The sequence below is a fragment of the Dyella sp. OK584 genome (assembly GCF_057787755.1).
The window spans coordinates 1,361,633-1,374,868 of record NZ_CM173542.1; the positions used below are offsets into that span (position 1 = coordinate 1,361,633).

Sequence of the window (13,236 nt, forward strand, 5' to 3'; positions counted from 1 at the left end):
CAGTATCATCGCCCCAACGCACCCGCTACGCCTCTGCAACGTCCTTTCGTCGCAAGCGCAAATAGGCGGGTTTTTTTTGCGTGTATCAAGGGGAAGATGCGCGGAACGCCAATGTGTTGGACGCATCTTTGGGGAAGTTTGCTCGCATGCATACGCAAGGCGAGTTGGAGGCCGAGGCTGCGCAGACGTTTCTTGCGGGAAAGGTCCGCTTCCGACCGATTGTGTTGAAAAAGTCCGACCAAGAAAATATGGGTAGAAATTTTCGTTCGCGATGCCCGCGACAGTTCGATTCTGCGTAAATTTGCGCATAAGATTCGCCAGAAAGCGATCGTCGCGGCCAACTTTTCGAGCTTCCGGCGACCCCAAATTTCAAAAGCGACTTTTTCAACACCATCGACCCAAAACGGACCTAAGCGCCGCCACCTTTGACCACCCGATAACTTGCGCGATACGACGACCCGATCCCATGCCAATGATTCGATCAATCTCGCTGGAAGAAGCTTCGGTGGTGGAGCGCACCGTACAGGTCGGCGCCGTCCGGGCCGTGTCATCAGAGATGATGGCCTCGGTCGGACAACTCAAAGTGACAGCATCTTGCAAGTGTGGATGCGCGACGGTGTGGTTCGGTCCAGACGGTGACGCAGCGGCAGGTACAAAAGTCGCTGAAGCCTGTGGCACTTGGAACGGTCAGACCATCGACATCATCGTTTGGGCGGTCGATGATCAAATCGTTGGGCTTGAAGTGGCTGGGGCCGGATCCGTTGGGTTGCCCGCTTCTGCCTCCGTCAGGCGGTACGAGGAGTATTTCCACGCGCCAGGTTGAGTAGGCTTAGCCGTAGGTTCGAGGATCAACGGCAAAGTCCGCTCACGACCCGGAGCAGACGATGTCGAGATACCAATTCAGGGGGCGTATGCGTTCATTGCATTTGATCGGATTGCTCCTAGTCAGCGGGGTCGCGGCAGCTTCACCATGCGACTTGGTTAGGCGTGACTTATCGGAATCGCAGAGGCTCGAATGGGCTGGAGCAATCGCAAGGCAGCTCAACGTACCCAGGGTGTCGGTTCTCCAGGCCTTCGAGCTGCGCGACTGGAAGATCGTTTACGTCGATACTCCAAACTCTGATTCGCCTTTCATCTTCTTCCATGGCGCACCCGACAAGGTGCATTACGTCACCTTATGGAGTGGCGGAGCCCGGGTTGATGAGGAGGCCAGTATTCATGCTTGGGCGATCAAAAGCGCCCCAGGAATACCATCGGATCTAGCGGAATGCTTTGCTTGGCATGTAACCAAGGATCGTGATCTTTAGGCTAGGGGTAAGGTCTGCTTCCGACCCGGAGCGGACCTGGTGAAGGGGCGGGAGGAAGACATGAAGGAACGTCAGCGGTCTCAAAAATGGTTAGTGGTTGTCATGGGGGCCATGTTCCTTCTCGCAGCGATCTTTTGGGTCTATGCGGTGAGCGGCTTTTCGTTGGCATACATACCTTGCGATGGGACCTTTTCGCTTGATGCCAGGCTGGTTCGATGCCAAAGACCAGTGGTCTTCCTATGGCTATTCTGGTTTTGCGTCGCCCTTGGCGCCGGGTTTGGTCTGCTAGCGTTGGCTCGTACTTTGGCTCGCAAACGGAGGAAGTAATCTCGCTCGCACTGGCTTCCGCTTGCGAGCCAAAGTGGACACCGTTGAGGCACCGTACTATGGGCGACTGGTCTGTGATTGGAGACGACTTAATGCTTCGAAAGACCATCCTGGTATGCGTGCTGGCCCTGGCGCCGATGATCTGCCTCTCGGCCGATGAACCTAAGGCCATCAGCCCCTCGTTTCAGATATGCATTAGAGATCCATCCCAGTACAAGCTCACGTTCGTAGTGGGTATCGACGGAATTATGGGAACCATTCGTAGAAATAGCCGTGTCGTGAACTACGAGATCAGCCGCCACCCGGGACCCGATAAATTCGAGGGTGATTTCAGGCCGTGGACCGCCGTTGGAGCAAAGGAATTGCCAACAACTATGTCGCTCATCACTGGGTACGTCAGCAATGCGTCGCTTGAAGAAAGACTTTATGGTTTCACTGCGAACGACTTCTACGTGGGGGCAACGAAGCATGCCGACAGGATCTACATAAAGCTGTGGGCAGACTCAAAGCAGGATGCAGTCGAACTCTTGCCTCGGGTAGGGGCTGCGCTATATCGCTGCACTGAGGGCTCTCGTCCTATCCACGAGGGCATCCCGTAATGTCCGCTTTCGGCTGCGGATTCAACCGGTCATCGCAACAGTTTGATGAAATCGCTCGGCCGGCGTCTCGAAGTTTAAGGTCTTTCTTGGACGTCCGTTCAACTCCCGCGCGACGGCGTTGAGCTTGGCCTGCGAGTGCGCGGACAAGTCGGTGCCCTTAGGGAAATACTGCCGAAGCAATCCATTGGTGTTCTCGTTCGAGCCGCGCTGCCACGGATGCTGCGGATCACAGAAGTAGACCTGGATATGGGTCGCCAGCGTGAAGCGCTTGTGGTCGGCCATCTCGCTACCGCGATCCCACGTCAGCGATCGATAGAGTTCCTTGGGCAAGGTGCGTGCGTGCTTGATCAACGCATCGATGACCGTCTCCGTGTCCTTGCGCGCGACTTGGATCAGCATGACAAAGCGTGTGTACCGTTCGACGAGCGTGACGATCTGGCTGTTGCCGCTGCCGCAGAGCAGATCGCCCTCCCAATGACCGGGTACAGCCCGGTCCTCGATGCTGGCTGGGCGTTCGCTGATGGATACCGTGTCGCGGAGCTGGCCGTGACCGGGCGTCTTTTGGGTGTGCTGCCGCGACCGGCGCATCGTTCGGGTGCGCCGCAAGTGCGCCAATAGTTCTTTTTTTAAGGCGCCACGGGCCTGGACGTAGAGGCTGCGGTAGATGGTCTCGTGTGACACCTGATCGTCCTCGTTGCCCTTAGACGTGCGCTTGAGCCAGCCGGCGATTTGCTCCGGCGCCCATCGTCCTTGCAGCTTCTTCGTCACCCGGGTCGCAAGCTTCCGGTACCTGGCTAGCTTGCAGACCTTGGGGCGACGCGCGCGATCCCAGGCTTTCTGGTCAGCCTGGTTGGCGCGGTAACCGTCCCGACCACCGCTACGCTGAATCTCGCGACTGATGGTCGACGGTGCTCGCCGCAGTTGCAAGGCAACCGCGCGGATCGAACGGCCCGCCACCATCGCTCGCGATATCTCCTCGCGCTCGGCGAGGGTCAACGCGCGCTCGGCACGGCGACGGGGCACCGGTCGTATGCCGCCGGTCTCGGCAAGTATCCGATGCACCGCCGAGTGGTGCCGATCAAACAGCTTGGCAATCTCGTGCAACGACTTGCCACGCTGCCAGCGGTCCCACATCAGGGCCTTGTGGGTGTCTGTGTAATGGATCCGCGGTCGCTGGGCCATTGGCAACACACCTCCTGCTGTCGCAGTCTATGGGTGTTGCAACGACCGGTTGAATCCGCAACCCAAAACGGAATTTAGCCTGGGGGGCGCGGTGACCGTACGGTCACAGGGACACGCAATTACACGGCCCTGCCGTCACCACTCATTCCCCATCTGCGCTCCATCCTGAACCTAACTCCCCGAGCGACTGGCTGCGGCCTATTGAATTACGCTAGTAATGCCATATTATGATCGTAATGGCATCGCGGTGGCGCCCTGCGCGGCCATGACAACGGCACTTCACTCCGCTCTTGCGAGGCTTTTATGAACGACACAACCGCCGCCATCGATATCTCCAGCCGCCCTGCGCAGGCAGGCGCCGGGGGCCTAGCCATGCTCGGGCTAGCAGAGGCCGCCGCCGCAATCAGCCGCGGCGAAGTTACGTCCGAGGCTTACACGTCTGCTCTATTGCAGCAGGCGCGAGCGCAGACCGATCTCAACTCATTCATCAGCATTGATGAGGCCGGAGTCCTCGCCGCAGCAAGGGACGCGGACAAGGCGCGCGCCGCCGGGTCGGCAGCCCCGCTCTTGGGCGTCCCGATCGGGGTGAAGGACAGTTACTTGACGAAGGGGTTGGCAACGAGCCTGGGGATCGGAGGTCTCCGGCACTTCGTGCCGGGGGAAGACGCAGATGTTGTCCGCGCGATTAAAGATGCCGGCGCATTGGTGTTCGGTAAGAACAACCTCGTGGAGATGTCCTTCGGGTTGACCGGCAGCAATGGAGACTTCGGCCAAGTAAAAAACCCACACGCGCATGATCGGGTGACCGGTGGCTCTTCGAGCGGCTCCGCTGCATCCGTGGGCGCCGGCATTGTTCCTGCTTCTTTGGGTGGTGACACCGTTGGGTCGATCCGTGTGCCCGCGTCTCTTGTTGGTGTGGTGGGCTTCAAGCCGACGACTGGTCGATGGCCTCGCGCCGGTGTGGCACCCATTTCCCATACTCTCGACACGACCGGTGTGTTCGCCCGCAGCGTTGAAGATATCGCGCTGGTAGATCAGGTGGTGACAGGCGACCGCGCGGGGGAACCATTCAAGCGCGGGCATAGCCTGACGGGCGTCCGTCTGGCCTACGCACCGCGCCAATTCCTCAACCTGGTCGATCCTGAAGTCGAAGCTCGCTTCCATGAGTCGCTGCGCCAGCTGCGGGGCGCGGGTGCTGAAGTGATTGAGGTAGACCTTGGCGACGATTATGGCGCCCTCATCCATTCCGCAACGTGGGGCATCTTCTTCCACGAAACGATGGGCGCGGTCTCGGAGTTTGTTCGCCGCCACCAAATCCCGACAACGTTTGATGAGATCTATCACGCCCTCAAGCCCGAGCTACGCGACGTTTGGGGACACATGGTATTGCCCGGAGGTGGGGGCGCGATCTCCCACGAAGCCTATCAAGCAGCGCTAACTGTCAGTCGCCCGGAAATCCAGCGTCGGCTGGACAAGGTATTCCTGGCGCAAGGAGCTGCGGCAATTCTGCAGCCGACCACACCATGCACGGCACCTCTGATCGACCAGCAGACAAACTTCACTATTGGGGGCAAGGACGTCACCTATCTCGCCCTGGCGACCAACACCGTATCCGCAAACAGCGTGGGCCTACCGGGCATCAGCCTGCCCATGGGTCTGTCGGGGGGCAACCTTCCCATTGGCCTTGAGCTAGATGCTCCTTTACGAAGCGACCGCGCCCTACTGGGCCTGGCTCGCCGCATTGAAGCCGTTTTGGGTGCCCAGGCGGCAACCTTCTGAAACTCTGGCCCCTTTCCATTGGGAAGGGGCCGACACCATCTCGCGCTAGCAATAGGAAGGATCACCACATGTCAAACGCAACGTATTCTGCGCGCACGATTTCGGTCGAGCACGTCACTATCAGCTCAGCAAACCCTTTCGAAGACGTTCGCGCCAAGCTCTCATCCTTGGCGCCTCGCATTGATGATGGGATCTTCGTCCTCCTGCGCTACGGTGAGAGCAGGCGAGCGCTTCAGGAACTGGAAACATGCCCCCCACTGTCTATTTTCGCCCAGCGTGATCATGGCGCGTTACTAGCTGTTGCAGGACTCCAGCGCCGTTCCATTCAGTACGATATTGGGAATCCACTTACCGCGTCCAAGATGACACGGCACCAATTGTCAGCTGGGCTCTATGCGCCTATCCGCAGTGCTACTGCGCGAGGATAGCGATGGTCAGGTCGCATTCGAGTACGACCGCCCTGCTTTTGCTTTTGGGCAGTTTGGCAGCGATGAAGTCGATGAGGTGGCGCTACAGCTTGATCGCGACCTCAGGGCCTTGCTGGAAGAGGCCGCAAGCTGAGCTCGCAGGCATATCTCAAGAGCGAATAGAACGATGCGTTACGAGAAAGGTAAAAAGGCAACGACACGGCGCCAGATACTCGAGACGGCCTCGAAATGCTTTCGCCGTGATGGGGTATCGGACGCGGGAGTCGCTGGGATTATGGGCGAGGCGGGTTTGACGAACGGAGCGTTCTATACCCACTTTGAGTCCAAGGAAAAACTGGTTCTTGACGCATTGGTCGACGCGCTTAGGGACCAGCAACTTCGCCTCGAGGAAGATCTGCACGCGGGTCTCGATCTAGAGGGCGTCATCCGGGGCTATTTGAGCCCTGATCACCTTAAAGAACCGGAAAGTGGCTGTCCTTCTGCGGCACTACTGCCGGAAATCGCCCGGCAGCCTGAGCCAACTCGGAAGGCCTACGAGCAGGGGCTGAGCAGCTATGTTTCGCTGTTGGCAGCCTTGCTTGAAAACGCTGACTCGGCCGACGCTCATCGCCGTGCGACAGCGATCTTCGCACTGATGGTGGGGACACTTGAGTTCGCGCGCGCAGTGCCAGACGCGGCGCACGCAGAGAAGATCTTGGAGGGCGGCATTGACGCGGCACTGATCCTCGCTAACGCGCGGCCCGCTTGATGTCTTAAAAAAGGGGCGGAAGCGACACCTGGAGACTGGAGGAAAGTCCCTGTGAAATGTCGTGCCCACGAGAACAGTGTTGCCGATTCTACTTATCCCGGGCTCGAGACTTGGAAGGTTGGCCAGCGGCGACACCATAGGCTTTCGCCACAGCGCTGAACTGCCCACTCGTGTTGGCCGGGACATCATCCGGCGCCGCTTATCGCTATATTTTGGAAGGGTCACCGTCGTCGACGATGCCACGCATGAGTCAGTCGTGATCGAAGTGGAACGCGCGATCTCAGGTGCAGGCGTCACTCGCGTTATGGATCGCCTGGCACTCACACGCGGCCTGCCGAAGATCATTCGCAGCGACAACGGAAAGAGTTCTGCTGGAAAGCCATGGTGGTGTGGGCACATGGGTAGCAAAAGGGGTCGGAGTCATTTTTCGATCTCGTCATTCCATCCAAAAATGTCACTGACCGCTTTTCCTCGCTACCCCGAATTCCAGCCACGTCCAACCGGCGATTCCGGCGCTGGCAGATCCGCAGCGGTCTTCACAATTCTTTACCGGCAGTACATATCGCAGCCAAACAGACGGCCTAGCTTGATGTCCCGCACATCCGTGCGACTGGACAAGGTGAAAGGCTCGCCATGACTACCCGCATCGAATCGTTGCAACACTCTGTCGATCATTACGCGACGGCCATACCAGCCAGTGGTGATGATCGCCTTGCCGGGCTCACCATCTTGGCGAGTGCCATTGTATCTACCGCCACGGTCGCGTTGGATCGCGGGGCGAGCGGCAAGACCACGCTGGAAATTCTGCAAAGCATGGTGCAGATCCAATCGTGGCATCAGAACGTACACGTGGTTGCGATGGCCTGCATATGCGGCCTGATGTACGGCTTTACGGTGCTATCCCAACGGCTCGATCTGCGACGGGCTCCTGTGCTGATCGGGCTGATGACTTATGCCCTGGGTAGCGTGTTGATGTTTGCAGCCACCATTCTCGACGGCTTCATCAGCACGGGCATCGCGGCAGATTTCGTCAACGGCACACCTGAGGCGATGCAGGCAGCACGGTGGATGATCCACGTGGTCGAATCCATCGCCCTGACCGACATTGCGCGTGTGGCATGGGTGCTGCAATCGGTGGCGGCCATCGCATGGTCCGTGGCCCTGTTGCGCGACGCGGGCATGCGGCGCGTGGTGGGTTGCGTCGGCCTGGTCGCGGGAGGGCTGCCAGCGGTGATGGTGATCGCTGCCGGGGCGCAGATGGACCTGGGCGTGGTCGTCGGCACTCTGTTGTTGCAGGCCGTATGGAACGTTGCCGCCGGCGTGCTGATGCTGCGCGAGCGGCCGTCAGTCTGACGAGCTTCCGACTGCTTCACATTTCTTTACCTGGGCTTCGCAAAGCGCTCATGCACTGGGCACAAGCTACGCCTGGTCGAAACGACTGATCCCGCACAGGAGAAAATCATGGCAATCGATCAATACACGCAAAAGAACCGCACTCTGCGCGCTGCGCTCCTGGGCTTCATCGGCGGCGCCGCGCTGGCGGCCGGCGTCGCGGTGCTGGCGACCGACGGCGGTGTTTCAGCCATGCATCATATGGCGGGGCCCATGTCCCAGGCCGACATGGCTGCGCATATCGACAAGGTCTGCCAGCACCTGTACATCGAGGTCGACGCGACTGATGTCCAGAAATCGGCTCTGGACCCTATCTTCAAGCAAGCGGCGGCCGATCTGCTGCCGATGTTCCAACAGTTGCACGCGGGCCATGCGCAAGTACTGGATCTGCTAGCGGCTCCCACGATCGATCGCGTGGCGCTGGAGCAGGCAAGTGCCGCGCAGGTCGCCGTGCACGACCAGATCGCGCAGCGCATGACCCGGCTGGTGGAAGACAGCAGCAACGTCTTGACGCCGGGCCAGCGACAAAAGCTTGTCGAACACTTGACCCAACATATGTCGATGACAGCGTCGATGCATGGTTGAACGCGTTGTCTGGTGGCTATGATGCAGCTTTCGCACTAGAGCGGAAATAATGAGCGAACGCATCCTGGTGGTAGAGGACGATCCGCGTCTGGCCGGCATGCTGGACGAATACCTGCGTAACCATGGGTATGAGGTATCGCAGGCGGCAACCGGGGCGCAAGCGCTGGAAAGACTCAGCGCGGACGCCCTGGATGCCGCCATTCTCGACTTGATGCTGCCGGACATGGACGGGCTCGACGTTTGCCGCAAGCTGCGCGAGCGGTCCGACTTGCCGGTGCTGATGCTCACGGCACGGGGCGACGCGATCGACCGCATCGTTGGCCTGGAGATCGGCGCCGACGACTATCTTCCCAAGCCGTTCGAGCCACGCGAATTGCTGGCGCGGCTGCGCTCAATTTTGCGCCGACGAACGGCGCCGGCCACAGGGGCGATGAAGACGCTGGTGTTCGGCCAGCTGGAGATCGACACCGACGCGCACTCGGTGAAAGTCGCGGGAAGCGAGGCGGAGCTGACTTCTTACCAGTACGAGCTGCTGCTCGCGCTGGCGCAGCATGCCGGGCGAGTGTTGTCGCGCGACATGCTGATGGACCTGGTGCGCGGCGAACAACTGGACACGTTCGATCGCTCCATCGACGTGCATATCTCACGCATACGCGCGGCCATAGAGGGCGATCCCAAGTCTCCCAAGCGCATCATCACGGTGCGCGGCGCCGGCTACCTGTTCGCGCGCAAGCAGGATTGAGCCCACCATGACGCGCCTCTACCTGCGCATTTACCTCACCGTCGTCGCCAGCCTCATGGCCTTCGCCATCGCTATCGCCTGGTTTTGGCACAGCAGTGGCGGGCCCTACCAGACGATGTTGCATTCGCAGGCACAAGTCATCGTCAATGCCCTTCCGCCCATGCAAGCACCCGTGGCGGAGCAACAGCGAACCCTCGATAGGTTGGCGCAGGGGCAGCCCTTGCACCTGGCATTACTGGACGATTCCCACCGGCTGATTGCCGAGTCGGGCGCGAGACTGGGCACCGGTGGCCGGCCGGCGTTGCCACGCTCGGATGACACACTCTGGACGCTGCATCTGCCTGATGGTCGCTCGCTGCAGGCAAGCCTGCCCCGTGGTGAACGCCCCCCTCTGCATCTACTGCTGCTGAGTCTCTTTACGCTGGGCGCCATCATCGGCCTCCTGGTGTTGCCGGTGGTGCGGCGGATTACCCGCCGTCTGGAGCGACTGCAGCACACAGTGGAATCACTGGGCGCCGGTGATCTGCGTGCCAGGGTTGCGGTGGAGGGCCGCGACGAGGTGGCGCGCCTGGCGCTCAGCTTCAACCAGGCTGCCGATCGGATTGAAGCGCTCGTCGGACATCACAAGACCCTGTTGGCCAATGCCTCGCACGAATTGCGCACGCCGCTAACGCGTATTCGCCTGGCGTTGGAACTCATCGGGCCCAGCGTCGATAAGGATCGCCGTGACGGCCTGAAGCAGGACATTGACGAGTTGGATGCCTTGATTGACGAGATCCTGCTGGCCAGCCGTCTGGAAGCGATGCCGCATCTGGAGGTGACCGAACCGGTCGATCTGCTGGCGCTGGCCGCGGAAGAATGCGCGCGCCACGACGGCGTCGACCTGGATGGGATACATGTGACTGTGAAGGGTGACCCGCGGCTGTTGCTTCGGCTCATGCGCAACTTGTTGGATAACGCGAGCCGCCATGGATTGCCGCCGGTGCAGGTGCGGCTGCGGGCAGCAGAAGGCCGTGCCGAACTCGTCGTGCGCGATCACGGTCCGGGTTTGCCGGAAGACGAATTTGACCGGGTGCTCGAGCCGTTCTACCGAGGTAGCGCAGCACACGACCGCGCCGGCACCGGACTGGGCCTTGCGCTGGCGCGGCAGATTGCTCGCCATCACGGCGGCGAGCTTGGCTGCCGATACGAATCGGATGGCGCTTTTGCGTTCGTATTGTCGATGCCGGCCGTGACGTGATGCCAGCAAATGAGCGGCCAATGACGCGGGCCGGCGAGACTGCCCCAAAGTCCGGCAGCTTCCCGCAAGGCCGCTGAACCAGATGCTGTCGCTGAATGCCGTCGATTACGCTCCCTGTTCGACCCACTGCGCACGCCAGGCAGGAGCGTCGAAGGGGTCGGCGAAGTATTGAGTTTCGTGCGACACCTTTCCCTCCCGGAACTCCATGATGCTGACGGTGTAGGCACGCTTGCCTTCGTACGTAATGACGTACTCGGTAACCCAGAGGTTGCCCTCTCCTGCGATACGTCGGACCACAAAGCCCGATGGTCTGCCTGGGTGATGGCTGCGAAGCGCTTGCAGGTTATGCCGACCGTGGATGATCTCGCCTGACTGTGGGTACTCGCACACAGCATCATCGTGATAGATCACATGCTCGACATCTTGATCACCCGCAGCGGATGCGGCCCAGTGTCGATCGATGGCCATCCGAATGTTCTGCGCTTCCATCATCGGCCTCCATTCTGGTTCGCGTGCCTACAGCACCAACGCGCGAAGTAGGCATCCAACACCCGAGTTGAGCGGCGCGCAGTACGTGCGTGCGCTCAAAGGAGTAGTCAGGTTGCTCTTGGTTACTCAGGCACACAAGTGCTCGCAGCGGATCAATCCCCATCCTGATATTCCGTCCGTTTGGAACGTCAACGGACGTCGCGTCTAGAAGCAATCTTTGGAGCGCTTTCTGAATTGCAGGCCCGCATCGGGAACATGTTGACCAAGGGAAAACATTCGGGATGCCTAGAATGCCGTCATCGATAAGACGGACGGAGCAGTCGGATGCCCAAAGGGTCTCGTCAGGCTAGAGCTTGGCCAGGAGCCATCGTATTGCGGCCCTTCTTCGAGCGGCCTGCAACGACGGTGGCGCCTCAATTACTCAACAAGATTCTGGCCTGCGCAGACGGTCGGGCGGGCCGCATCGTGGAAGTGGAGGCCTACGTCGGCTCAATCGACCCGGCAGCGCATACGTTTCGCGGAAAGACCGCGAGAAACGCCATTATGTTTGGGCCCGCCGGGCACATGTATGTCTACTTCACCTATGGCATGCACTGGTGCTGCAACTGCGTGTGCAGGCCGGCAGGTGAGGGCGTGCTTATCCGAGCGCTGGAGCCCTTGCATGGCCTGGAGAAAATGCGCGATGCACGTCCCTCGGGCATTAACGATCGCGACCTGTGTCGCGGGCCGGCACGCCTGACGCAGGCCATGGGAATAGCCGGGCCGCAAAATGGCATTGATCTTGTCAGCGCTCGCGATGGTTTTGCGATAGTCGATGACGGTGTCGCGCCACCCAGAGGTCTGTCGGGTGGACCTCGTGTCGGGATCCGGGTGGGAATGGATTTGCCGTGGCGATGGAGCGTGCCGAATAGTCGGTACGTGTCGGGCCCGGTGACGTTCAAGCCCTGATGTGAATCAGCCTGATTGTTTTGAAGCGTCCGCCCGACCAATGAAGATCAGGCCTCACGCACTGCCAAATAAAGTTGACGATAAGCCTCGGCCAGATGATCGAGCGTAAAGGCACGATTCCGCCCGCTCGGATTGGGTAGTACCCAAACGGCGGAGCCCGCGATGGTGGCCGGTTGCAAACCCCAGGCGACATCTCGCTGACCCGACAGCGCGGCGTACGCAGCCTTGCCGAGAAAGGCGACGAAACGCGGTGCATAGCGGCCGATCTTCTGTTCGAACTCGGTGGCAGAAGAAGTGAAATCCTCCAGCGACAGCTGGTCCGCTCGTGCTGTCGGCCGCTTGACTACTGACGTCAGACCACAGTGGTACTGAAGGATCACCTGATCGTTTTCTGGTTGGAGTTCCTCGGGCGTAAAGCCTGCGAGATGAATCACACGCCAGAAGCGATTCGCTCGTCCGGCAAAGTGATGTCCCGTGGTCGCCGCCAACATCCCGGGGTTGATGCCGCAGAACAACACTGCAAGACGTGGAGCAATCACGTCGGGGAGTGCATCAAGCATGGCTCTGCTGCTCGCAGGTCATCCGCAGATCACGCTCACTGCCTTCTGCGCGAGCTTCCGCAGCTCCTTCCGGGAGGCGCCCGCGCGGGAGCGAATGGCTATGGTGTGCATGGTCGCGGAAGCGAGCAAAGCGAGAGCGCCGAGATCAGCGTCCTTTTTCAGTTCTCCCGCGTCACGTGCCAGTCGTAGGCGCGCCTCGAAATCCGCATCGAGCAGATGAAGGCCGTCCATCACAACGCGCTGTATCTCAGGGTCTTCGACAGCTTCAGTGATGGCCGTACCCACCACGAAACATCCGCGCGCGTGGCCATCACCGGAGAAATAGATGGATAGGGCCGCGTCGTAGACGCGCATCAGGGCGTCTTTCAAGGTCAGGCCACGCTGTAGCGCTTCGCGCATTACAACGAATTTGAAGTCCCAGTAATCGGCCAGCGCCTTCAGGTAGATGGTGTGCTTATCGCCGAACGCCGCGCGAAGGCTCGGGCGGTTCATGCCGGTCGCCGCTGTGATGTCGTCGAGCGACGTGCCGGAGTACCCGGTCTTCCAGAAGGCGTCAGCCGCCCGTCGCAGGGCGACCTGAGGCTCGTAGGCGCGCGGTCGACCACGCGGCTTCTTGGTCGCCGTTGCCGTCGCCTTGTCTGCGGCCTTATCTAATTTGGTACTGGTACGCATACAAAAAAACCTGACCTCAGGTGTCTCATTAAATATTATTCCAACAAGTACAAAATACAAGCAAGGGAAACGTCGATGTCCCGGCCCTCCCCAAAGACACCTTGCATGAAATGCAGCACACCATCCTGACAAGGTTCCGATTCAACGAAGTGGTCGAGACAGGGTTACCCGGATTTGTACCGCGCGGATAGTGAACTGAAAACCAGGCGGACAGGCTCACGGAGATTGACGGGATGGT

Annotated in this window: 14 protein-coding genes and 1 pseudogene; 11 read left to right on the top strand and 4 right to left on the bottom strand. The window is 60.0% G+C overall.

Translation table 11 applies throughout. From position 1 onward, the window contains the following. Positions 1-466: 466 nt before the first annotated feature. Together AC3CBN_RS06055 and AC3CBN_RS06060 are read left to right on the top strand one after the other, a co-directional pair. Positions 467-823, top strand: a complete 357-nt coding sequence (locus tag AC3CBN_RS06055) for a hypothetical protein (RefSeq protein ID WP_488635918.1) — start codon at positions 467-469, stop codon at positions 821-823. A 903-nt stretch (positions 824-1,726) separates the two neighbouring features. After that, on the top strand, positions 1,727-2,233 hold the full coding sequence (locus AC3CBN_RS06060) for a hypothetical protein (protein WP_488635919.1): 507 nt from the start codon (positions 1,727-1,729) through the stop codon (positions 2,231-2,233). A 21-nt stretch (positions 2,234-2,254) separates the two neighbouring features. Here AC3CBN_RS06060 and AC3CBN_RS06065 read toward each other — a convergent pair whose 3' ends face one another. Further along, on the bottom strand, positions 2,255-3,415 hold the full coding sequence (locus AC3CBN_RS06065; RefSeq protein WP_488635920.1) for an IS30 family transposase: 1,161 nt from the start codon (positions 3,413-3,415) through the stop codon (positions 2,255-2,257). A 303-nt stretch (positions 3,416-3,718) separates the two neighbouring features. On the opposite strand from AC3CBN_RS06065, the gene AC3CBN_RS06070 reads away from it, so the two are divergent. From AC3CBN_RS06070 to AC3CBN_RS06105, 8 genes and pseudogenes are all read left to right on the top strand, one after another. Beyond that, positions 3,719-5,194: an amidase family protein gene (locus tag AC3CBN_RS06070; RefSeq protein ID WP_488635921.1), complete on the top strand. Its 1,476-nt coding sequence runs from the start codon at positions 3,719-3,721 to the stop codon at positions 5,192-5,194. 393 nt (positions 5,195-5,587) lie between these two features. Then, the gene (locus tag AC3CBN_RS06075; protein WP_488635922.1) at positions 5,588-5,755 is read left to right on the top strand and encodes a DUF302 domain-containing protein; all 168 of its coding nucleotides are present in this window, start codon (positions 5,588-5,590) and stop codon (positions 5,753-5,755) included. A 33-nt stretch (positions 5,756-5,788) separates the two neighbouring features. Beyond that, positions 5,789-6,370, top strand: a complete 582-nt coding sequence (locus tag AC3CBN_RS06080) for a TetR/AcrR family transcriptional regulator (RefSeq protein WP_488635923.1) — start codon at positions 5,789-5,791, stop codon at positions 6,368-6,370. A gap of 220 nt (positions 6,371-6,590) precedes the next feature. Continuing rightward, positions 6,591-6,769 (top strand): annotated as a pseudogene (locus tag AC3CBN_RS06085) (integrase catalytic domain-containing protein); the annotation flags it as partial. A gap of 234 nt (positions 6,770-7,003) precedes the next feature. Next, entirely contained in the window at positions 7,004-7,723 is a 720-nt protein-coding gene (locus AC3CBN_RS06090) for a hypothetical protein (protein ID WP_488635924.1), read from the top strand. Between the two features lie 108 nt (positions 7,724-7,831). Further along, on the top strand, positions 7,832-8,347 hold the full coding sequence (locus AC3CBN_RS06095; protein WP_488635925.1) for a Spy/CpxP family protein refolding chaperone: 516 nt from the start codon (positions 7,832-7,834) through the stop codon (positions 8,345-8,347). Between the two features lie 49 nt (positions 8,348-8,396). Further along, positions 8,397-9,089, top strand: a complete 693-nt coding sequence (locus tag AC3CBN_RS06100) for a response regulator (protein WP_488635926.1) — start codon at positions 8,397-8,399, stop codon at positions 9,087-9,089. A 7-nt stretch (positions 9,090-9,096) separates the two neighbouring features. After that, positions 9,097-10,329, top strand: coding sequence for a sensor histidine kinase (locus AC3CBN_RS06105; RefSeq protein WP_488635927.1), 1,233 nt, complete (start codon positions 9,097-9,099; stop codon positions 10,327-10,329). A gap of 105 nt (positions 10,330-10,434) precedes the next feature. Here AC3CBN_RS06105 and AC3CBN_RS06110 read toward each other — a convergent pair whose 3' ends face one another. Then, complete coding sequence (locus AC3CBN_RS06110) at positions 10,435-10,818, bottom strand: nuclear transport factor 2 family protein (RefSeq protein WP_488635928.1); 384 nt, start codon at positions 10,816-10,818, stop codon at positions 10,435-10,437. Between the two features lie 324 nt (positions 10,819-11,142). Here AC3CBN_RS06110 and AC3CBN_RS06115 point away from each other — a divergent pair, with 324 nt between their 5' ends. Beyond that, the gene (locus AC3CBN_RS06115; RefSeq protein ID WP_488635929.1) at positions 11,143-11,766 is read left to right on the top strand and encodes a DNA-3-methyladenine glycosylase; all 624 of its coding nucleotides are present in this window, start codon (positions 11,143-11,145) and stop codon (positions 11,764-11,766) included. 47 nt (positions 11,767-11,813) lie between these two features. On the opposite strand, the gene mug is transcribed toward AC3CBN_RS06115, so the two are convergent. Together mug and AC3CBN_RS06125 are read right to left on the bottom strand one after the other, a co-directional pair. Next, positions 11,814-12,326, bottom strand: a complete 513-nt coding sequence (gene mug, locus AC3CBN_RS06120) for a G/U mismatch-specific DNA glycosylase (RefSeq protein ID WP_488635930.1) — start codon at positions 12,324-12,326, stop codon at positions 11,814-11,816. A gap of 18 nt (positions 12,327-12,344) precedes the next feature. Next, positions 12,345-13,058, bottom strand: coding sequence for a TetR/AcrR family transcriptional regulator (locus AC3CBN_RS06125; protein ID WP_488635931.1), 714 nt, complete (start codon positions 13,056-13,058; stop codon positions 12,345-12,347). Between the last annotated feature and the right edge of the window lie 178 nt (positions 13,059-13,236).

What these genes read in the sequence shown, in the direction of transcription:
- AC3CBN_RS06080 (WP_488635923.1), top strand. Translation starts at nt 5,789, where the DNA reads ATGCGTTACGAGAAAGGTAAAAAGGCAACGACACGGCGCCAGATACTC.
- AC3CBN_RS06065 (WP_488635920.1), bottom strand. Translation starts at nt 3,415, where the DNA reads ATGGCCCAGCGACCGCGGATCCATTACACAGACACCCACAAGGCCCTG.
- AC3CBN_RS06090 (WP_488635924.1), top strand. Translation starts at nt 7,004, where the DNA reads ATGACTACCCGCATCGAATCGTTGCAACACTCTGTCGATCATTACGCG.
- AC3CBN_RS06115 (WP_488635929.1), top strand. Translation starts at nt 11,143, where the DNA reads ATGCCCAAAGGGTCTCGTCAGGCTAGAGCTTGGCCAGGAGCCATCGTA.
- AC3CBN_RS06110 (WP_488635928.1), bottom strand. Translation starts at nt 10,818, where the DNA reads ATGGAAGCGCAGAACATTCGGATGGCCATCGATCGACACTGGGCCGCA.
- AC3CBN_RS06055 (WP_488635918.1), top strand. Translation starts at nt 467, where the DNA reads ATGCCAATGATTCGATCAATCTCGCTGGAAGAAGCTTCGGTGGTGGAG.
- mug (WP_488635930.1), bottom strand. Translation starts at nt 12,326, where the DNA reads ATGCTTGATGCACTCCCCGACGTGATTGCTCCACGTCTTGCAGTGTTG.
- AC3CBN_RS06100 (WP_488635926.1), top strand. Translation starts at nt 8,397, where the DNA reads ATGAGCGAACGCATCCTGGTGGTAGAGGACGATCCGCGTCTGGCCGGC.
- AC3CBN_RS06095 (WP_488635925.1), top strand. Translation starts at nt 7,832, where the DNA reads ATGGCAATCGATCAATACACGCAAAAGAACCGCACTCTGCGCGCTGCG.
- AC3CBN_RS06070 (WP_488635921.1), top strand. Translation starts at nt 3,719, where the DNA reads ATGAACGACACAACCGCCGCCATCGATATCTCCAGCCGCCCTGCGCAG.
- AC3CBN_RS06105 (WP_488635927.1), top strand. Translation starts at nt 9,097, where the DNA reads ATGACGCGCCTCTACCTGCGCATTTACCTCACCGTCGTCGCCAGCCTC.
- AC3CBN_RS06060 (WP_488635919.1), top strand. Translation starts at nt 1,727, where the DNA reads ATGCTTCGAAAGACCATCCTGGTATGCGTGCTGGCCCTGGCGCCGATG.
- AC3CBN_RS06075 (WP_488635922.1), top strand. Translation starts at nt 5,588, where the DNA reads ATGCGCCTATCCGCAGTGCTACTGCGCGAGGATAGCGATGGTCAGGTC.